The sequence below is a fragment of the Bradyrhizobium sp. Ai1a-2 genome (genome assembly GCF_000426245.1).
Taxonomy (GTDB): domain Bacteria; phylum Pseudomonadota; class Alphaproteobacteria; order Rhizobiales; family Xanthobacteraceae; genus Bradyrhizobium.
This window is the reverse complement of record NZ_AUEZ01000039.1, coordinates 63062-83079: the sequence shown is the minus strand read 5'-3', so window position 1 is coordinate 83079 and position 20018 is coordinate 63062. Positions and strand designations below refer to the sequence as shown.

Sequence of the window (20018 nt, the reverse complement as noted above, 5' to 3'; positions counted from 1 at the left end):
AGCCAGAAGCCATCGTAGCCGGCCTCGTAGCAGCTCACCACACGCGGCACCGATCCGAGCTTCTCCGCCGCCCGGCTGCGGACCTTCTCAATCAACTCCAGCAGCCCCACATGAGCGCCGCCCTCGAGCTTGTGGCGCGACATCCGATCCCGATCCGGGCTGTGCAGCGTCACCAGCCACGTCTTCTGACTGAGTTCGATCGCAACGAAAATTGTGCCATTATGGCCGGTGGTGGGCGTGTCTACGGTCGATGCTTGCATCTGACTCTCCGAGGGTTCGAGTGTGGAAACCCAAACCTATCGGAAAGGCCACGCTCACCGCCCCATGGAATCTACAGCTTGCTAGATGCCCTACTCCGTCACGGGCTTGTCGGAGATGTCCCAATCCTTGCCGTTGAAGATCGAGATGTAGAGCGTCTTCATCGGCGTGTAGTCTTCGGGCGTGTAGCTGAAATTGACGCCGTCGAGGAAGTAAGGCGAGTGGAATCCGGCGAGCGTGGTGGCGTGCTTCAGCACGTTCGCGCGGGTGAGGTCGTCGCCGCAGCGGCGCAGGATTTCGGCCATGCTCGCGACCTGGCCGTAGCCGGCGAACGCGATGGTGTTATCAGGATCGACATTGGGCAGATATTTCTTGCGCAGTTCCTCGAAGGCGAGCACGTCCGGATCCTTCTCGAAGCGGGGCACGCCGACTTCCTTGGCGTAGCGGATCGCGACGATGCCCGCGGCGTTCTCGAGGCCCGCGGCATTCAGGATCGAGCGGCCGGTCGAGCCCGCCGACAACAGATGCAGCGGCTTCCAGCCGAGCTCGGCGACCTTGCGGATCGACTGCGACGTCGCCTTGCCGGTGCTGATATTGTAGAAGACGTCGGCGCCTGACTTCGAGAGATTGATGAGCTGGGAATCGACGGTCGGATCGGTGAGATCGTAGGTCTGCTCCATGATCACCTGCGCCTTGCCGCCTGCATCCGCCAGCACCTTCTTGAAGGGCCCCAGGAAATCGCGGCCGAAATCGTCGTTCTGGTAGAGGATGCCGACCTTCGCCTCCGGCTTCACGCTGACGACGTGCTTGGCCAGGATGCGCGCCTCGGTCGGGTAGAGCGGCAGGCCAGCCATGGTCCATTTGAAATTCTTCGGGTCATTCCATTTCGATGCGCCGGTGTTGAGCAGCAACTGCGGCACGCCCTTGGAGTTGAGATATTTGTGCACGGCGGTCTGCGGCGCGGTGCCGAGCGAACCGTAGAGCGCCAGCACTTCCTCCTGCTCCACCAGGCGGCGCGTGGCCTCGACGCATTTCGGCGCGCTATAGGCGTCGTCCATGGTCAAGAACTTGACCTTGCGCCCGTTGATGCCGCCCTTCTCGTTCAGCATCTGGAAATAGGCTTCTCCGACGCGTCCGAGCACGCCGTAGAGCGAGCCGGGGCCGGAATGCGGCACGGTCTGGCCGAGCTTGATCTCGGTGTCGCTGGCGCCCGGATCATATTTCTTCTCGGCGGCCCAGAGATAGGGCGCGGGCAAGGTGGACGCGGCGAACGCACTGATGGCGGTGGCGCAGAACTCGCGCCTGGTTTGCCTTTTCATTGTTGTTGTCTCTCCCTAGACGACAACAATGATCAACATTCCGCTTTGCTCGGCAATACCGAACTTATCGCTTTGCGACGCAATGCCGCTCAGCGCATTTCCGTATGGTGGAACTGGTAGCGCCTAGACTCAAGTTTTGTCCGATGTCGTAGCCCGGGTGAAGCGCAGCGCAACCCGGGACATCTGTCTCCACGTCTGCGAGCGATCCCGGGTTACGCTGCGCTCCACCCGGGCTACGGCCCTACGGCCCTCACATCTTGCTGGCGACCACGACCAGACCGGGGACAGGCACCTTGCCTTCCTTGCGCGTGGAGGCGGCCTGCAATGCGGACAGTGTCAGGGCTGCGGTCTCGATCGCGGCGCGAATGTAGGGCGCGCCGTGCGCGTAGCGCAGCCCCTCGCCGATCACGACGCCTTCGCCATCATGCGTCTCGACGGTGAAAGCGACGACGCCGCCGGGCGCGAGCACGCGTCCGGCCTCGGCCAGCACAGATGCGAGGTCGCAGACATAGACCATGGCATCCGCCGCGAGGATGAAATCGGCGCTGGCGTCGTCCCTGGCGCGCAGGCCGTTCAGCATGTCCTGGACTTCGAGCTCGGCATAGTGACCTGTGGCGCGCGCCTGCTCGATCATGCCCGGCGACAGGTCGATGCCGATGAAGCGATCGACGTTCCTGGCAAAGGCCGCAGCACCAAGCCCGGTGCCGCAGCCAAGATCGATGCCGCGCTTGAAAAAGGCGGGCTTGTTCGCGGCAGCGCGCGTCGAGAGCACCGCCTTCAGCAACAGCGACGGGCCGCGATAGCCGAGATCGCGCAGCAGCGCCTCGTCGAAGCGCGGCGCGTATTGATCGAACAGCGCCTGCACATAAGCCTTCGGCATGTCGGACAATCCTTCGGCGCCGAGCTGCATCAAATGCAGGCTGGCACCGTGATGATCTTCCGGATCGTCATCGCGGGCGCGGCGGAAAGCCATGATCGCCGCCTCGCGTTCGCCGAGCTCCTGGCGGATTTCGCCGAGCACGAACCAGGCGGAGACGAAATGCGGTGCGAGCTCGATCGCCTGTTCGAGCAGGTCGGCGGCGGCGGCGAGATCGCCCCGCATTTGCAGATCGCGGGCGAATTCATAGCGACGGTCGGCGACGAGATCGCCGGAGGACAGGAATAGACGTCCAAGCATCCTTCAAGGAACCATCTGGTCATGGCCGGGTTCGGCCGCGGCGGCGAAATCGGACTTTTCCGGGACATGGAGGCGCGGGTCAAGGGCGGCGTGAGATGGTTAAACATCGTGGCCACACTGCCTATATGGATGGGATGCGTCCCCAAGACATCCTGATGCCAGTTGCCGCCGGTCTCTGCTGCAAGGTGGGCGGCTTCCATATCGATCCGGTCCGCCCGGTCGAGCGCGCGGTCATCACCCATGGCCATTCCGACCATGCGCGGGCCGGCCATGGCGCGGTGCTGGCCACCCAGGAGACGCTCGACATGATGCGGCTGCGCTATGGCGACAATTTCGCCGGCTCGACGCAGGCGGTTCGTTACGGCGAGGAGATCAGGCTCGGCGACGTCACGGTGAAATTCCATCCCGCCGGCCATGTGCTGGGCTCGGCGCAGATCGCGGTCTCCTGCAAGGACCTCTGCATCGTCGCCTCCGGCGACTACAAGGACGCGCGGGACCCGACCTGCGCGCCATTCGAGCTGGTGCCCTGCGACGTCTTCATCACGGAGGCGACCTTCGGCCTGCCGGTGTTCCGGCATGGCGATGCGGCGGACGAGGTGAGGAAGCTGCTCGCATCGGTGGCGCTGTTTCCGGAGCGCGCGCATCTGGTCGGCGCCTATTCGCTCGGCAAGGCGCAGCGCGTGATCGCGCTATTGCGCGAGGCCGGCTACGACGCGCCGATCTGTCTGCATGGCGCGATGGAGAAGATCACGCGCTATTACGGGAGCCACGGGATCGCGCTCGGCGAGCTGCGCCCGGTGCGCGGCATGAAGAAGGCCGAGCTTGCCGGCACCATCACGCTGGCGCCGCCGACGGCGACCTCCGACATCTGGACGCGGCGCTTTCCCGATCCGGTCACCGCGTTTGCCTCGGGCTGGATGCGGGTGCGCGCCCGCGCGCGGCAGCGCGGCGTCGAACTGCCGTTGGTGATCTCTGACCATGCCGACTGGGACGGGCTGACCGCGACGATCGGCGCCACCGGCGCCGGCGAGGTGTGGGTGACGCACGGCCAGGAAGACGCGCTGGTGCATTGGTGCAAGTCACGCGGGCTTGCCGCGCGGCCACTCGATCTCGTCGGCTATGGCGACGAGGAGGAGACCGAGGTCGTGCTCGAGGGCGAGGAAGGCGGGGCATGAACCGTTTCGCCGAACTGCTGGACCGCCTCGCCTATGAGCCCGGTCGCAACAACAAGCTCAAACTGCTCACGGCCTATCTGCGCGACACCGAGGATCCCGACCGCGGCTATGCGCTGGCGGCACTCACCGGCGCGCTGTCGTTCAAGCACGCCAAGCCGGGCCTGATCCGCGACCTGATCATGGAGCGCACCGACCCGGTGCTGTTCGGATTCTCCTATGACTACGTCGGCGATCTCTCCGAGACCGTGGCGCTGATGTGGCCGAGGCACGCGAACAATCATGACGAGTCTTTTCCGGGCTACCCCCCTCCCCAGCCCTCCCCCGCAAGGGGGGAGGGAGCGCAGCGGAGTTCTGCGCAAACATCTCGCACCGACGATAATGCCACCGCAGCCTCCGCTCTCTCCGTTCCCTCCCCCTTTGCGGGGGAGGGGCAGGGAGGGGGGTACCGCGGGCTCGGCTCGCCAAGTGAATCTCGACCTCGCAACCTGCACAACAATCCCCCGCCTCCTACCCTCACCGAGGTCGTCACCACCCTGCGCACGCTCGGCAAGACCGAACTGCCGGCGCAGCTCGCGCGCTGGCTGGACGAGCTCGACGAGACCGGGCGCTGGGCGCTGTTGAAGCTCGTCACCGGCGCGATGCGGATCGGGATTTCGGCGCGGCTGGCGAAGACCGCGGCCGCGGCGCTTGGCGAGAAAGATCCGCACGAGATCGAATTGATGTGGCCGGGGCTCGCGCCGCCTTATCTCGATCTGTTCGCGTGGCTGGAGGGCCGTGCCGAAAAGCCCGTCAACCGCGACCCGGCGCCGTTCCGCCCGGTGATGCTGGCGCATGCGATCGAGGATGCGGATTTCGCCGGCCTCGATCCGGCTGATTTCATCGCCGAATGGAAATGGGACGGCATCCGCGTGCAGGCAGTCTCCGGCCGCGACGAGCGCGGGTATTTGCAGGCGCGGCTCTATTCGCGCAGTGGCGAGGATATCACCAGGAGCTTTCCGGATTTGCTGCCGTCGCTGCATCTGCCCGGCGCGATCGACGGCGAGCTGCTCGTGCTGCGCGAGGGCCGCGTGCAGACCTTCAACGTGCTGCAGCAGCGGCTCAATCGAAAAGTGGTCTCGCCGAAACTGATGAAGGATTATCCGATCCATCTGCGCGCCTATGACCTGCTCGGCGACGACGAGAACGATCTGCGCGAACTGCCGTTCGAGGAGCGCCGCGCGCATCTGGAAGCCTTCATCAAGAAGCTCGCCGATCCGCGCATCGACCTGTCGCCGACCGTCCCCTTCGCCGACTGGGACGCACTGACCGCTGCGCGCGCCGATCCTGCCGGCGCCGGCGCGGGGCTCGATGCGGAAGCGGTCGAGGGCGTGATGCTGAAGCGGCGCGATGCGCCCTATCTGCCGGGACGGCCGAGAGGACAATGGTGGAAGTGGAAGCGCGATCCGCACATCATCGACGCGGTATTGATGTATGCCCAGCGCGGCCACGGCAAGCGCTCGTCCTATTATTCCGACTATACCTTCGGCGTCTGGACCAATGGCGATGCTGGCGACGAGCTGGTGCCGGTCGGCAAGGCCTATTTCGGCTTCACCGACGAGGAACTCTTGCAGATCGACCGCTTCGTCCGCCGCAACACGACAGAGAAATTCGGACCCGTCCGCCATGTCGTCCACGAGCCGGACCAGGGCCTGGTGCTCGAAGTCGCCTTCGAGGGCCTGCAGCGTTCACCGCGGCACAAATCCGGCGTCGCGATGCGCTTTCCGCGCATCAACCGATTGCGCTGGGACAAGCCGCCACGCGAAGCCGACCGGCTGGAGACGCTGGAGCGGATGCTGAAGAGCGTGACGGCGAATTAAGGTTCCAGCCGTGGATGACAAGCATTGACGGCGCGGCGCGGGTTCCCCATGTGCATCGCCTTGCCTATAATGCGGATGCAGACCCCGCGAGGAGACAGCAATGCCTGATGACGTCCGTGACCTGCCGGCCAGCCAGAGTGACGGTTTGTACCGCTTTCTCGGCGGCTCGCCGCTGTCGGTCGCCTTCCGGCTGATCCTGCTGTCGATCCTGGTCGGCGTCGTGCTCGCCGCCATCGGCTTCGATCCCTGGAACATCATCCACAGCATCCGCTTGCTGTTCCAGCGATTGTGGGACCTCGGCTTCGACACCATCAATTGGCTGTGGCGCTATTTCCTGCTCGGCGCCGTGATCGTGATCCCGGTCTGGCTGTTGTCGCGGCTGTTCGGCACGCCGCGCGGCCGCTAGCTGTCGCGAGCGGGGCGATGCAACTGCGATTTGTCGGCTGCGGCGACGCCTTCGGCTCCGGCGGCCGCGCGAACACCTGTTTCCACGTCACCGGCACCAGCGTCAATTTCCTGATCGATTGCGGCGCGTCCTCGTTGCCGGCCATGAAGCGCTTCGAGATCGCGCGCGATGAGATCGATCTCATCCTGATCACGCATTTCCACGGCGACCATTTCGCCGGCCTGCCATTCTTCCTGCTCGATGCGCAGTTCTCGCGGCGCAGCCGGCCGCTCGTGATCGCGGGGCCTCAGGGTATCGAAACGCGGCTCAGCCAAGTGATGGAAGCGCTGTTCGAGAATTCGTCGAAAACGAAGCAGCGCTTCGATCTCTCCGTCGTTCCGCTCGTGCCCGAGCAAAGCCGCAGCTTCGGCGCGGTGACGGTGACGCCGTATCCGGTGGTGCACGGCGAATCCGGCGGACCATTCCTGGCCTACCGCGTCGAGGCCGAGGGCCGCGTCATCAGCTACAGCGCCGACACCGAATGGACGGAGACGCTGATCCCGGCGGCGCGCGACGCCGACCTCTTCATCGCGGAAGCCTATACCTACGACAAGATCGTCAAGAACCACCTCAGCCTGACGACGCTGGAAGCGCATCTGCCCGAGATCGGCGCCAAGCGGCTGGTGCTGACCCATATGAGCGATGACATGCTCGACCGCGTGGACAAGCTCCCCTACACCACTGCCAGCGACGGCATGGTGGTCGTGTTCTAGAAACATGCACGCACCAAACCCACGCACTGACGTCACGAGCAAGCAGGTGTTCGCCATCGCGGGTCCCGCGATGGTCGCGAACCTGACGACCCCGCTGATCGGGATCGTCTCCACCACCGCGATCGGACGGCTGGATGATGCCGCGCTGCTCGGCGGCGTCGCGATGGCCTCCGTGCTGTTCGACTGCATGTTCTGGCTGTTCGCGTTCCTGCGCATGAGCACGGTTGCCTTCACGGCGCAGTCGCTCGGCGCTGGCGAGACGCAGGAATTGCGCGCGATCCTGGTGCGCGGCTTCATCGTCGCGGCGATCATCGGCGCCGCGCTGATCGTGCTGCAGGCGCCGCTTTCGGCGATCCTGCTCGCCGCGATGGGCGGCAGCGAGGGCGTCACCGCCGCCGCGAAGACCTATTTCCTGATCCGGATCTGGTCGGCGCCGCTCGCGCTCGCCAATTACGTCGTGCTCGGCTGGCTGATCGGCCAGGCGCGGGCGACATTGGCGCTGTCGACGCAGATCGCGATCAACGTCGTCAACATGGCGGCGACCATGCTGCTGGTGCTGGTGTTCGATCTCGGCATCGCGGGCGCGGCGATCGCCGCTGTGATCGCGGAAGCGGCCGGGCTCCTGCTCGGCATCCTCATTGCGCGGCGCCTTACGGGAGGGAAGCTCGACATCCCGCCCGGCATGCTGTTTGCGCGCGAAAAACTGATGCGGATGCTCGCGGTCAACCGCGACATCATGATCCGCACCGCCGCGCTGATCACGGCGTTCCTGTTCTTCACCGCGCAAGGCGCCCGGGCCGGCGACGTTACGCTGGCAGCGAATGCGGTGTTGAACAATTTCCTGCTGGTCAGCGCCTTCTTCCTCGACGGCCTCGCCAACGCCGCCGAGCAGCTCTGCGGCCGCGCCTATGGCGCGCGCGACCGCTATGCGTTTGCCGGCGCGGTCCGGCTGGTGATTGTCTGGGGCTTCGTATTCGCGCTCGCGGTGATGGCGGCGTTCGCGCTGTTCGGGCCGGCGCTGATCGACGTGATGACCGCGAACACGGAGGTGCGGCAGGCCGCACGCGCGTTCCTGCTGTTCGTGATCCTGTCGCCGCTGCTGGCAGTGTTCGCCTTCGCCTATGACGGCGTCTATATCGGCGCGACCTGGGCGCGCGACATGCGCAATTTGATGGTGCTGTCGCTCGTGATCTTCCTCGCCGCCTGGTTCCTGCTGCGTCCCTTCGGCAATGCCGGGCTGTGGACCGCGCTGCTGGTGCACTACGCCGCGCGCGGCGGACTGGAAGCGCTGCGCTATCCGGCGCTGTTCAGGGCGTCGTTCGCGAAATCGTAGCCCGGATGGAGCGCAGCGTAATCCGGGGTTCTGTATCCACGGAGAGCGACTTCCCGGGTTGCGCTGCGCTTCACCCGGGCTACGGCCATTACCGTACCGGCCAGTCTTCGGCCGTGATGGTGGCGGCATCGGCGCCGACGATTTCGGACAGCGAATCGCGGCCGGTGCGCAGCAGCGTCGAGGAGAGATCGCGCTTGATGTCGTCGACGAGGCCGAGGCCCTTATAGACGAGCGCGGAATAGAGCTGGATCAGGCTGGCGCCGGCGCGGATTTTTGTCAGCGCGGCACCGCCGGAGTCGATGCCGCCGACGCCGATCAGAGGAAACGCGCCCTCCGCGCGCACATAGGTCTCCGCCACCATCCGCGTCGACAGGCGGAACAGCGGCCGACCCGAGAGACCGCCCTGCTCTTTCATGCGGGCCTGCTCGCGCAAGGTCGAGGGCCGCGCCAGCGTGGTGTTGGCGACGATCATGCCGTCGACCCGGCGCGAGCGCGCAATGTGGACGACATCGTCGAGCTCGGCGAGGCTCAGATCCGGCGCGATCTTCAACAGCACCGGCGAGTCGCCGGCATTCTTCCGCACCCGCTCGCGTGCATCGATGACCCGCGCCAGCAGGTCATCGAGCGCGGCCGATTGCTGCAGATTGCGCAGGCCCGGCGTGTTCGGCGAGGACACGTTGATGGTGAAATAGCTCGCGACCGGAGCAAAGGTCTCGATCAGCTTCACGTAGTCGGCGGTACGGTCCGGCGAATCCTTGTTGGCGCCGACATTGACGCCGACGATGCCGGAAAGATGCGCGCGGCTCGCAAGCCGCCGCAGCACGGCCGCCGCGCCGTCATTGTTGAAGCCCATGCGGTTGATGATGGCCTCATCCCGCTCGAGCCGGAACAGCCGCGGTCTCGGGTTGCCGGCCTGCGGCAGCGGCGTCACCGAGCCGATCTCGACAAAGCCGAAGCCGAGCTTGAGCAGCGCATCAGGCGCCTCCGCGCTCTTGTCGAAGCCTGCGGCCATGCCGATGGGATTGGGAAAATTCAGTCCGAATGCCCGCACCGCGAGCTTCGGGTCATCCAGCCGCTGGCGGATCGGGGGCAGGAAGCGCAGCCCCTGGATCGCGAGCCGGTGGGCGTCCTCCGGATCGAGCCAGCGCAAGAGCGGCAGCGAGACGGCATCGAAGGCGCGGATCACGGTAACGTCTCCGGGATCGCATGCGTGCCGTCCGCGCGCGCCGGCAGGTCGTAGACCGCGGTAACCGCGCCGAGATCGAGCTCGCCATAGAGATGCGGAAACAATTCATCGTGACGGGAGGGCTCCCAGCGCAGGGCGTCGCCGAGCGCATCGGCGTCAACCGCGATCAGAAACAGGCCGGTCTGGCCGAAAAAATGCTTCCGCGCGGTCCCGTCGAGCTGGGATGCGGTGGAGAAATGGATGAAACCGTCGCGCAGATCGTCGGCACTACCCCGGTACACCCCGGCACGCTCGGCCTCGCGCCAGGCGGAGGCAGGGCTGATTTTATAGATCGTGCGCACCTATCCGGTGTCCCATGCTTGTCGCTTGAGTCTGTTGGGGTTTTCCCGAAGCTGGCCGGGCCAGCCACGGAACGTATCGGCGGCCGTGTCGCAACTCAAGCACCAGAGCAGGGCCGATTGGGGACATTTGCGGAAAGCCGCGGGTTCCGGCAATAATTCCTAAATCCGAATGGCGGAATTCCGATGGTCAGACCGCCCAAGCATTCGCGCCTGCTCACCCATGGCCAGGTCTGGGCCGCGCTGGACCGGCTTGCCGAGCGCGCCGGACTGTCGCCCTCCGGGCTTGCCCGGCGCGCCGGGCTGGACCCCACGACCTTCAACAAGTCCAAGCGCATCACCGCCGATGGCCGCGAACGCTGGCCTTCGACCGAATCGGTCGCCAAGGCGCTGGCCGCGACCAACGTATCCATCGACACTTTCGTGCAGTTGATCGGCGATGGCGGCGGCCGCGGCGGCCCCTCGGTGCCGCTGATTGGCCTCGCCAATGCGGCAGCGGCCGATGCTTTCGATGACAACGGCTTCCCGACCGGCAAAGGCTGGGACGAGGTGGCGCTGCCGACCATTCCCGACGAGCATGCCTACGCGCTCGAAATCTCCGGCGATACATTGCGGCCGGTCTTCCGCGAGGGCGACATCGTCATGGTGTCTCCGTCCACCCCGATCCGCCGCGGCGACCGCGTGGTGGTGCGAACGAAGGAAGGCGAGGTCCTAGTGAAGGAGTGCAAACGCCGCACGGCGAAGACGCTCGAATTGCAGTCGCTCAATCCGGCGGAGGCCGATCGCACGCTCGCCGCTGACGACGTGGCCTGGATTGCAAGGATCGTGTGGGTGCGGCAATGACGGCAGCGCGGCCAGACCGCCCCGGACATGCTTGCTCCAACCAGGTTTCGAGCGCTGCGCCCTCGATGCTTGATCACATCCGTAGCGGATCCACCAATCCACGAGAGCACGATTCGGAAAGGTGGAAATCGGTTTTCCGAAAAGATCATGCTCAAACAAAGAGATGAGATCATGATCCGATTCCGTCTAGTTGGATCATGATCTAAATTGCTCCCGCTTTCGGCGGATGGTGGACATGGCCACGTCTGCCCGCGGCGCGCCCTCGCAGCGAATGACCCCAAGCGGACAGCCTCCCCTCGCAACCTTAAGTCAATGTCTCTGACTTATGGCTCGCCCATCCCTGATGATGTAGTTTTCCTCGTGTGAGGCACCCAACAGCGCAGCTTCGAGCTAGTTTCAACACTGACCGCGCAGTGCGATTTGCGTCTCTTCTGCAGACAGCTTGGGAGAAACCCGCATGAACAAATTACTGCTAACGGCGACCAGTTTGATTGCGCTCTCTGTTCCGGCAACGGCGCAAAATACTGCGGTCCGGGTGATGCCCGATACGCTCGTTTGGAAAGACAATCCAGCCTTTCCGAAGGGCGTTCAGATTGCCACTTTGGTTGGTGATCCCACGAAAGCGGGTGAGGTCGTCATCTTACGCATCAAGTTTCCACCTAATTTCCAAATGCCTCCTCATGCCCATCCCTATTCCGAAGTTGTTACAATCATAAGCGGTGACGTCGGCACCAGCCATGGCGAAAAATTCGAAAAGAAGGGCGATCTCCTGAAGCCAGGCTCGTTATGGGTGTACCCCGCAAAACACCCACATTACGCTTGGACCGGAAGCGAGGAAGGGGTACTTCAAGTTCAATTTGTCGGCCCAGGTGGCATCGATTACATCAATCCAGCTGACGATCCGCGCAAACAGTAGCCACACGCATAAGAGACTGTCTCACGCGGACACTTATCTGTCCGGTATTCGCAAGGGAGGATGTCATGCGGTTTTCTCCAAAGCTTGCGAGCGCAGCACTTGCGCTCTGCATCGTGTCAGTATCGTTCTCCTCTAGCGCCTTGGTCGAGCCGAAAGCGGACGTGGCGGCCGCAACCCTGGCATGGGGGCAGGCTGTTGGCGAAGACGATCCCGAAAAGGTGTTACCCCTCTACTCGGACGACGCCGTGCTCTGGGGCACGCTGTCACCGACCGTGCGATCCGACCGGGCGGCGCTACGAGACTATTTCGTGACTGCGTTCAAGGTTCTGCCCGGTCTCAAGGTCGCCTTCGGCGATCAGCTGATCCGCGTGTACGGGAATGCGGCGGTCAATACCGGCTACTACACCTTCTCCTATACAAAGGATGGCGAGACGAAGAGCCTGCCCGCGCGATACAGCTTCACCTACGTCAAGAACGGCGAGCGTTGGCTGATCGTCGACCACCATTCCTCGGCGATGCCATCGCCTCCGAAATAGCTCACAGACCCTTCGGGTGATGACGCCCGTAGCACTTTAGCTGCCGTACTTTGGTGGCGATCACGCCGTGCGGCGTCTTCGCTTCGGACCGTTCAAAAGCTTGCGATGAGAACCTTCGCGCGTTTGCAACATTGGCGAGAAGCCCTAGCCTAGAACAAAATCGTTCCAACGAGGTCAATCGCTATTCTCCTGGCATCTCGCACCACTGAACATGTCGACGGCCTACCCTCAGCACAGCGTTACCTAGCGATCCTGACGATTGCGCTTGGGCTTGTAATGGCTGTGATCGACAGCACGATCGTCAATGTCGCGCTCCCGACTATAGCCAAGGATCTGAACGCGAGCCCCGCCCTCTCGATCTGGATCATCAACGGCTATCAATTAGCGATCACAATTTCGCTGCTTCCACTCGCTTCGCTCGGCGACATCGCCGGCTATAGACGCGTCTATCTGGCGGGACTTGCTCTGTTTACAACAGCGTCCGCAATCTGCGCGCTGTCGCACACGCTGCCGCTGCTCACCATGGCCCGTATCCTGCAGGGTTTCGGCGCGGCCGGCTTGCTGAGCGTCAATACGGCGCTGGTCCGCTTCATCTATCCGCGAGCCCAGCTCGGCCGCGGCCTCGGACTCAATGTGATGGTGGTCGCGACGTCTTCGGCAGTCGGCCCTACGGTCGCCGCCGGCATCATGTCGGTCGCTACCTGGCCCTATTTGTTTGCCGTCAACGTTCCGCTTGGGCTTTTGATCTTGATGCTGGGCGTACGCTCACTGCCGCACACGAAGCCCGCAGCGCACAAGTTCGATTGGCCGAGCGCTGTCCTTAGCGCCGTCACATTCGGCCTCGGCATCGCCGCCATCGACTGCGCAGGACATGGCGTGGCCCTGCCGGTCTGTCTGGTGGAATTTTTCGTCGCGGCAGTCGCCTGCGTTCTGCTGGTCTACCGGCAGACACATACGGTTTCGCCGCTGCTGCCCATCGATCTCTTGCGCATTCCCGTAGTGGCACTATCGGCCGCGACCTCGATCGCCTCCTTTTGCAGTCAGATGCTGGCGCTCACCGCGATTCCATTCTATTTCGCGACTCGTTTCGGTTATTCGGCGGTCGAGATCGGTCTCATGGTCACGCCCTGGCCGATCGGCGTCGCTATTGCCGCGCCAATCGCTGGACATCTGGTCGAACGCTATTCGGCGGGCCTGCTGTGTGGCGTCGGCCTGGTCCTGCTGGCGATCGGTCTCAGCGCACTCGCGATGATTCCGGACCATCCCACACTGCTCGACGTGGTCTGGCGTATGCTCCTCTGCGGCGCGGGGTTCGGCATGTTCCAGACTCCCAACAATCGCACCATGATTGCCGCCACACCACGCGAACGTTCGGGTGGCGCGAGTGGAATGCAAGGCATCGCGCGCGGGCTCGGTATGACGACCGGCGCAACGCTCGCCGCGCTGTGTCTCAATCGCGATCCGACGAGCGGCACCCAGCTCGCGCTGTTCACAGGCGTGGGATTCGCGCTGCTTGGCGCAACATTGAGCGTGCTCAGGATATCGCCGGCCGGCCGGCGCGGCAGCACTCGCGAGGGCGAGCGGCTTAGGGAAGATTAGGCATCCGCGGTCTCGGCTCTTCGAGCCGCTCCCACGAGCGCCGCACGGTCAAGTAACCGATTTATGGGTACGCGCCCCGACAGGGGAAATGCGCCGGCTCGCCCGGCTTGATTGCCGCGCCGGTTCAGGACAATCTCACTGACGGAGCTCGGAGGGGAAATGGCGCGCATTATTGTCCTCGGTGCGGGATTTGCCGGCCTCTGGGCTGCCATTGGCGCTGCGCGCAAGCTCGATGAGATCGGGCAATCCGCCGAGGTCGAGATCCTTGTTATCGACCGCAATCCCTACCACAACATCCGCGTCCGCAATTACGAGGTCGACCTGAGCGAGGCGGCGATCCCGCTTGCCGGACTGCTGGACCCTATCGGCGTCGCGCACAGGGTTGCCGAGGTGCAGGCGATTGATCCGGTCAAGCAACAGGTGACGGTTGCAACGAGCGACGGCCCGGAGATCTTGACTTACGATCGGCTGGTTCTGGCGCTTGGCAGCGAACTGTCGCGGCCTGCGATTCCCGGCCTCGCCGCCAACGGCTTCGACGTCGATACCTATGCGGCGGCAGTCCGGCTCGACGCGCATCTCGCGGCGCTCGGCGAAGAGGCGCCATCGGAAGCGCGCGCCACAGTGGTCGTGGTCGGCGCCGGTTTCACCGGAATTGAAGTCGTGACCGAGATGCCGGACAAGCTCGATCGCGCCGGCGTAACCGGCGAGCGACGCATCATTCTCATCGACCCCAACCCCGCGGTTGGCGTCACGATCGGCGATAACGCGCGCCCGGTCATCAACGAGGCGCTGTCGGCGGCCGGCGTCGAAACGCGCCTGGGCGTAAAGGTTGCCGCTGTCGAGCCGAACGCGATCGTACTCAGCTCAGGAGAGATCATTCCCACGCAGACGGTCGTGTGGTGCGCGGGCATGCGCGCAAGTCCGCTGGCTGAGACGCTTGATGTTGAACGGGACCGATATGGTCGCGTCATCGTCGATCAGTTCATGCGCGTGACCGGTGCAGCGAATGTCTTTGCTGCCGGCGACGTCGCCTGCAGTTTCGTGGATGGCGTCCGCCCCTCCGTGATGTCCTGCCAGTTCGCCCGACCGATGGGGCGCTTCGCAGGCCACAACGTCGTGGCCGACCTGTTCGGGCAGCCGATGCTGCCGATTCATATCGACTGGTATGTCACCGTGCTCGACCTCGGCGCGTGGGGAGCCTTGTACACGGAAGGATGGGACCGCCAGGTGCGCACCAGCGGGGCTGCTGCGAAATTGACCAAGCAGACGATCAATCACGTGCGGATCTATCCGCCGCGGACCGGCAATCGTGCAGAGATTCTAGCGGCGGGCGCACCAACGCCGCAGGCGCCTCCGGCCGTGCGATCGTAGGGGCGCGGCCTTTCAAGAACGCGACGACGCCGTCATTGCGAGCGAAGCGAAACAATCCATGCCTCCACTCGCGGAGACATGGATTGCTTCGTCGCTTCGCGCCTCGCAATGACGGCTTGGATGCAGTATCGCGTACGCCTAACGTTACGTCGCGTAGTCTGGCTCTTTGCGGTCCAGCATGCGCTTCAGCGCATCGAAGTGTCGCTGCGCCGGGCTTGGGCCCTTGTAGAGGCTGGTGCCGCCGATATCGCGCATCGTCTTTTCGACCACGGGAGCAGGCAGCTTCTTCAGTGGCTGTCCGGTCCACATCGCGTAGATCTGCACCTGCGCGGCGCGCTCGATGTAATACAGCCGGTCATAGGCCTCCGCGACGGTTTCGCCGACGGTCGAGATGCCATGGTTGGCCATGAACAGGATCGTCTTGTCGCCGATCACCGTTGCGAGCCGCGCGCCTTCGGCGGGATCGAGCGCCGGGCCGGTATATTCCTCGTCATAGGCGATCTCGCCGGCCATCCCGACTTCGGTCTGTCCGATCTCCTTGATGCGGGGATCCTCGAGCCGGGTCAGCGCGCTGGCAAACGGCATGTGGGTGTGAAACACCGCCTTCGCCTGCGGCAGCGCCTTGTGGATCGGGGCGTGGATGCAATAGCAGGAGCGCTCGACCTCGCCCTCGCCGCGCTTGATCTCGGCATCGTCGATGCCGACTTCCATGAAGCAGGAAGCCGTCACCTCCGACCAGTGCGTGCCGAATGGAATCTGGTAGTAGCGGTCGCTGCTGCCGGGCACCACGAGGGTCAGATGGTTGAAGATGCCCTCGCTGAAACCCTGGATGAAGGCGAGCCGGTGCGCGGCGGCGAGATCGACGCGGGCCTGCCACTCTGCGGCGCCCTGATCGGTAAGCGTATCCGGTGAAACCCTGAACTGCATGTTGATCCTCCCTTGCACGCCTGTGCTGGCGGCTTGTTATCGCGGCAGTCTAACTCAAATTGCCGTCGCTCCGATTGAAATTACCGTACACCAACCATCCCGATTTCGCGGAGCGCGCATGGCTCACTGGCGGCAGATGGCAGCATGTTTTGGATAGAACAACGCGGGTCGACACAGTTTGCATTGGCAAAGCCGGCAATGTTCGCCCTACAGTGGGAATGAGGAGACCCGTCACGGATGACTGCTGGCACTGAAAGAAACCCTGATCGCAAGACCATTGCCGTCGTCGGCCTCGGAAGCATCGGCGGCATCATCGCCGGCCTGTTGCGCGCGGCCGACCGGCACGAGGTCGTCGCCTGCGTCCGGCGGCCGCTCGATCGTCTCGTGGTCGAGCGAGCGGAAGGCACAATCGATGTTCCGCTTCGCGCCCTGACCGATCCGCAGCAGGCCATGCCAGTCGACTGGGTGCTGTTCTGCACCAAGGCGCAGGACACGCCTTCAGGCGCACCGTGGCTTGCAAAACTCTGCGGCGCCAACACGCGGGTCGCGGTCCTGCAGAACGGCATCGGGCACAAGGAGCGGCTGGCGCCCCTGGCCGGGCACGCGTCGATCGTGCCCACGCTCGTCTATTACAACGGCGAGCGGCTGGCGCCGGATCGCGTTCGCTTCCGACGTGCCGGCGACTATGAGTTCACCGTCGCAGACGATGCGGACGGGCGGGCGTTCGAAACCCTGCTCGAAGGAACCGGCATGCGGGTGCTACGCAGCAACGACTTCACTACGCTCGCCTGGCGAAAGCTCCTGATCAACGCGGTCGCCAATCCGATCACCGCGCTGACCCTGCTGCGACAGGCGGTGTTCCGACGCGAGGACGTCAAGGCGCTGTGCCTTGCCATCCTGGAAGAAGCTGTTGCCGTCGGACGCGCCGACGGCGCTCGCCTCGAGGCAGATGAGGCCAAGCGAATGCTGGCGACGCTGCTGACCTATCCGCCCGACGCCGGCACCTCGATGTATTTCGATCGCCTCGCCGGCCGGCCGTTCGAAGCCGACGCGCTCACCGGCGCGATCGTCGCGGCCGGTGAACGACATGGCGTGGCGACGCCGCTCAACGGCCTCTTGCTGACCCTGCTGCGCGCGACCAGCGACGGGCTACGCGATGCGAAGCGGTAGGGTGGTGGGCAAAGCGTAGCGTGCCCACCGCTCCTTGCACTGCTCGTGATGGTGGGCGCGCTGCGCTTTGCCCACCCTACGACCTCGGCTGTCATTGCCGCGCCACCATTTGCAACCTGACGTTTACCTGGAATCGGATATTGCAGAATCCTTCGTCAAACCCTGGGGGCTCACTTGGACCGTCGACATTTACTGAAAGCACTGGCCGGACTTGCAGTTTGCCCGCTCTGCACAACCACCGGCCTTGCCGCGGAAGGCGTACACTGGGGTTATGAGGGAGAGGCAGGGCCGGGCAAATGGGGCGAGCTGGACACCGGCAGCAAAGCGTGCGCTGTTGGATCGCAGCAATCGCCGATCGACATTACTTCGCCCATCAAGTCGCGTTTGCCGGCACTGAAGCTTGCCTGGGGCAAGACCGCCGACACCATCGTCAACAACGGGCACACCATTCAGCTCAACTTCGCCGAGGGCAGCACGCTCAAGCTCGGCGATACCACCTACAAGCTGGTGCAGCTTCATTTCCACCGGCCGAGCGAACATCTGGTCGGCGGCAAGAATTTTCCGATGGAGGCGCATTTCGTCCATCGCGCCGATTCCGGCGCGCTGGCGGTGATCGGCGTGCTGATGAAGGAAGGCAAGGCGAATGCGAGCTTCGGCAAGATCGTCGCCACCATGCCCGCGAAGGAGGGACCGGCGGTGAAGGCAGATGGCAGCATCTATCCGAACGCGCTGTTGCCGGCGAAGCTCGGCTATTACCGCTACTCCGGCTCGTTGACGACGCCGCCCTGTTCGGAAGTTGTCGAATGGCTGGTGCTGACCGACCCGATCCAGGTCGCGGCAGCCGATGTCGCAGCCTTCGCCAAGCTCTATCCGATGAACGCACGCCCGGTACAACAGGACAATCGCCGCTACGTGCTGCAGTCGAGCTGAGCCAGTCGTAGGGTGGGCAAAGCGCAGCGTGCCCACCATCAAGAGCGCTGCAAGGAGTGGTGGGCACGCTGCGCTTTGCCCACCCTACGCATTCTACTACGCGGCTACGAGAAACAAGCCAGTCGCGTAGCCCGGATAGAGCGAAGCGTAATCCGGGGCAGAAGAAGTTGCGGCCCATGAAGGTCCCCCGGGTTGCGCTTCGCCCCACCCCCGCCACGGCAGGCATGCCATTCTACGACGACCTTGCCAGAGCGCCGTCGATCATGTTGACCGCGTTCTGGATGCCGTAGACCGCGACGAAGGAGCCGAAGCGCGGGCCTTTCTCCTGGCCGAGCAGGACCTGGTAGAGCATGTTGAACCAGTCGAGCGAGACGCCAGGGCGGCCGTCCTTGCCCTTCTTCACGGGATCGAGGAACGGCTCGCGGCGGCCGATCTCGTAGACCACGTTCTGGATATCCTCCGCGGTCGAGCCCGGCGGCATGTTGGACAGCGCATCGCGCAAATCCTGCAATGCGGCACGCTCGCTTTCCGTCGGCTCGCGGAATTGCTTCGTGGGCGCAACGAAGTCGCGGTAGTAGTTGATGGCGTAGCCGACCATTGCATCCAGCTTCGGATGCGTTTGTGGCGTCACACCCGGACGATAGCGGCCAATGAAGCCCCACAGCGTGTCGGCATTCTCCGCATTCGACGACGACACCAGCGTCAGGAGAAGCTGGAAGGTGACGGGCATGTCCACCTTCGGCGGATGGCCGGAGTGGATGTGCCAGACCGGATTCTGCAATTGCTGCCGGCCTTCCTGGCGCGGGAAGGCGTCGACGAACTGCTGATATTCATCGACATTGCGCGGGATGACGTCGAAGTAAAGCCGCTTTGCCGCCTTGGGCTCACGGTACATGAACAGCGACAGCGATTCCGGCGAGGCATAGCGCAGCCATTCGTCGATCGTCAGCCCGTTGCCCTTCGACTTCGAGATCTTCTGGCCCTTCTCGTCCAGGAAGAGCTCGTAGTTGAAGCCTTCCGGCGGCGTGCCGCCGAGCGCGGTGCAGATCTTGCCCGACAGCTTCACCGAATCGATCAGGTCCTTGCCGGCCATCTCATAGTCGACGCCGAGCGCATACCAGCGCATCGCCCAATCCGGCTTCCACTGCAATTTGCAGCGGCCGCCGGTGACAGGGACCGTGACGCTCTCCTTCGTCTCGGGGTCTTCATACGAGATGGTGCCGGCCTTGGCGTCATGCGCGGTGACGGGAACGTAGAGCACGAGCCCGGTACGCGGGCAGATCGGGAGGAACGGCGAATAGCTCGCGGCGCGCTCCTCGCGGAGCGAGGGCAGCATGATCGCCATCACCTTCTCGATCCGCTCCAGCATCCGAAGCAGCGCGGCATCGAAGCGGCCCGAGGTGTAGTAGTCGGTCGAACTGGCGAATTCGTAGTCGAAGCCGAACTGGTCCAGGAAAGCGCGCAGCCGCGCATTGTTGTGCTCGCCGAAGCTCGGATGCGTGCCGAAGGGATCCGGCACCTTCGTCAGCGGCATGCCGAGGTGCTGCTCCAGCAGTTCCTTGTTCGGGACATTGTCCGGCACCTTGCGCAGGCCATCCATGTCGTCGGAGAAGGCGAGCAGGCGCGTCTTGATCTTGTCCTCGGTGAGCACGCGGAAGGCGTGGCGCACCATGGTGGTGCGCGCGACCTCGCCGAAGGTCCCGATATGGGGCAGGCCGGACGGGCCGTAGCCGGTCTCGAACAGGACCTCGTCCTTCGGAGTTTTTTTCAGCCGCGCGACAATCGCTTTCGCCTGCTCGAACGGCCAGGCGTTGGATTGTTCGGCGAGCGCACGCAGGTCGCTCGGGCTTGCGGCAAGGTCAATCACGGACATCAGGGGGTCTCCAAGGCCGCGGAAACTAACGGCCTCTGCAGCAAAATGCAAAA

At 64.1% G+C, this 20018-nt stretch carries 18 protein-coding genes and 1 pseudogene; 12 read left to right on the top strand and 7 right to left on the bottom strand.

Annotated features, from left to right (window positions below):
* From K288_RS0123920 to K288_RS0123910, 3 genes and pseudogenes are all read right to left on the bottom strand, one after another.
* A pseudogene (locus K288_RS0123920) lies at nucleotides 1-260 on the bottom strand (IS110 family transposase); the annotation flags it as partial.
* 90 nt (nucleotides 261-350) lie between these two features.
* A complete protein-coding gene (locus tag K288_RS0123915) occupies nucleotides 351-1577 on the bottom strand; it encodes an ABC transporter substrate-binding protein (protein WP_027581839.1) in 1227 nt (408 codons plus the stop codon).
* 250 nt (nucleotides 1578-1827) lie between these two features.
* A complete protein-coding gene (locus K288_RS0123910; RefSeq protein ID WP_027581838.1) occupies nucleotides 1828-2754 on the bottom strand; it encodes a methyltransferase domain-containing protein in 927 nt (308 codons plus the stop codon).
* A gap of 134 nt (nucleotides 2755-2888) precedes the next feature.
* On the opposite strand from K288_RS0123910, the gene K288_RS0123905 reads away from it, so the two are divergent.
* The 5 genes from K288_RS0123905 (at nucleotide 2889) to K288_RS0123885 (ending at nucleotide 8276) form a co-directional block, all read left to right on the top strand.
* Nucleotides 2889-3929 (top strand): ligase-associated DNA damage response exonuclease, encoded by a 1041-nt coding sequence (locus tag K288_RS0123905; RefSeq protein ID WP_043160538.1) that lies wholly within the window; start codon nucleotides 2889-2891, stop codon nucleotides 3927-3929.
* Nucleotides 3926-5785, top strand: coding sequence for an ATP-dependent DNA ligase (locus K288_RS0123900; RefSeq protein WP_027581836.1), 1860 nt, complete (start codon nucleotides 3926-3928; stop codon nucleotides 5783-5785). Before K288_RS0123905 ends, K288_RS0123900 begins: the two co-directional genes overlap by 4 nt.
* Before the next feature lie 100 nt (nucleotides 5786-5885).
* A complete protein-coding gene (locus K288_RS0123895; protein ID WP_027581835.1) occupies nucleotides 5886-6191 on the top strand; it encodes a DUF6460 domain-containing protein in 306 nt (101 codons plus the stop codon).
* A gap of 17 nt (nucleotides 6192-6208) precedes the next feature.
* On the top strand, nucleotides 6209-6943 hold the full coding sequence (locus K288_RS0123890) for an MBL fold metallo-hydrolase (protein WP_027581834.1): 735 nt from the start codon (nucleotides 6209-6211) through the stop codon (nucleotides 6941-6943).
* A gap of 4 nt (nucleotides 6944-6947) precedes the next feature.
* A complete protein-coding gene (locus K288_RS0123885) occupies nucleotides 6948-8276 on the top strand; it encodes an MATE family efflux transporter (protein ID WP_027581833.1) in 1329 nt (442 codons plus the stop codon).
* 88 nt (nucleotides 8277-8364) lie between these two features.
* Here K288_RS0123885 and K288_RS0123880 read toward each other — a convergent pair whose 3' ends face one another.
* Nucleotides 8365-9462, bottom strand: coding sequence for a quinone-dependent dihydroorotate dehydrogenase (locus tag K288_RS0123880; RefSeq protein ID WP_027581832.1), 1098 nt, complete (start codon nucleotides 9460-9462; stop codon nucleotides 8365-8367).
* Nucleotides 9459-9803, bottom strand: a complete 345-nt coding sequence (locus K288_RS0123875; protein ID WP_027581831.1) for a DUF952 domain-containing protein — start codon at nucleotides 9801-9803, stop codon at nucleotides 9459-9461. The genes K288_RS0123880 and K288_RS0123875 overlap by 4 nt, the downstream gene beginning before the upstream one ends.
* Before the next feature lie 183 nt (nucleotides 9804-9986).
* Here K288_RS0123875 and K288_RS0123870 point away from each other — a divergent pair, with 183 nt between their 5' ends.
* The 5 genes from K288_RS0123870 to K288_RS0123850 all read left to right on the top strand — a co-directional run bounded on the left by K288_RS0123870 (nucleotide 9987) and on the right by K288_RS0123850 (nucleotide 15065).
* A complete protein-coding gene (locus K288_RS0123870) occupies nucleotides 9987-10643 on the top strand; it encodes a helix-turn-helix transcriptional regulator (RefSeq protein WP_201449715.1) in 657 nt (218 codons plus the stop codon).
* Between the two features lie 457 nt (nucleotides 10644-11100).
* Complete coding sequence (locus K288_RS0123865; RefSeq protein WP_027581829.1) at nucleotides 11101-11559, top strand: cupin domain-containing protein; 459 nt, start codon at nucleotides 11101-11103, stop codon at nucleotides 11557-11559.
* 65 nt (nucleotides 11560-11624) lie between these two features.
* Entirely contained in the window at nucleotides 11625-12095 is a 471-nt protein-coding gene (locus tag K288_RS46375) for an SgcJ/EcaC family oxidoreductase (protein WP_084799711.1), read from the top strand.
* A gap of 189 nt (nucleotides 12096-12284) precedes the next feature.
* Nucleotides 12285-13694: an MFS transporter gene (locus tag K288_RS0123855; RefSeq protein ID WP_043160528.1), complete on the top strand. Its 1410-nt coding sequence runs from the start codon at nucleotides 12285-12287 to the stop codon at nucleotides 13692-13694.
* Nucleotides 13695-13853: 159 nt separating this feature from the next.
* A complete protein-coding gene (locus K288_RS0123850; protein ID WP_027581827.1) occupies nucleotides 13854-15065 on the top strand; it encodes an NAD(P)/FAD-dependent oxidoreductase in 1212 nt (403 codons plus the stop codon).
* Between the two features lie 144 nt (nucleotides 15066-15209).
* On the opposite strand, the gene K288_RS0123845 is transcribed toward K288_RS0123850, so the two are convergent.
* Nucleotides 15210-15992: a class II aldolase/adducin family protein gene (locus K288_RS0123845; RefSeq protein WP_244443230.1), complete on the bottom strand. Its 783-nt coding sequence runs from the start codon at nucleotides 15990-15992 to the stop codon at nucleotides 15210-15212.
* Between the two features lie 237 nt (nucleotides 15993-16229).
* On the opposite strand from K288_RS0123845, the gene K288_RS0123840 reads away from it, so the two are divergent.
* Together K288_RS0123840 and K288_RS0123835 are read left to right on the top strand one after the other, a co-directional pair.
* A complete protein-coding gene (locus tag K288_RS0123840) occupies nucleotides 16230-17162 on the top strand; it encodes a 2-dehydropantoate 2-reductase (protein ID WP_027581825.1) in 933 nt (310 codons plus the stop codon).
* Between the two features lie 174 nt (nucleotides 17163-17336).
* Nucleotides 17337-18092 (top strand): carbonic anhydrase, encoded by a 756-nt coding sequence (locus K288_RS0123835; RefSeq protein ID WP_027581824.1) that lies wholly within the window; start codon nucleotides 17337-17339, stop codon nucleotides 18090-18092.
* A gap of 232 nt (nucleotides 18093-18324) precedes the next feature.
* Here the strand turns inward: K288_RS0123835 and K288_RS0123830 are convergent, their stop codons facing one another.
* Nucleotides 18325-19965 carry a lysine--tRNA ligase gene (locus tag K288_RS0123830; RefSeq protein ID WP_027581823.1) on the bottom strand — a complete coding sequence of 547 codons (1641 nt, stop codon included), beginning with the start codon at nucleotides 19963-19965 and terminating at the stop codon, nucleotides 18325-18327.
* Nucleotides 19966-20018: the final 53 nt, after the last annotated feature.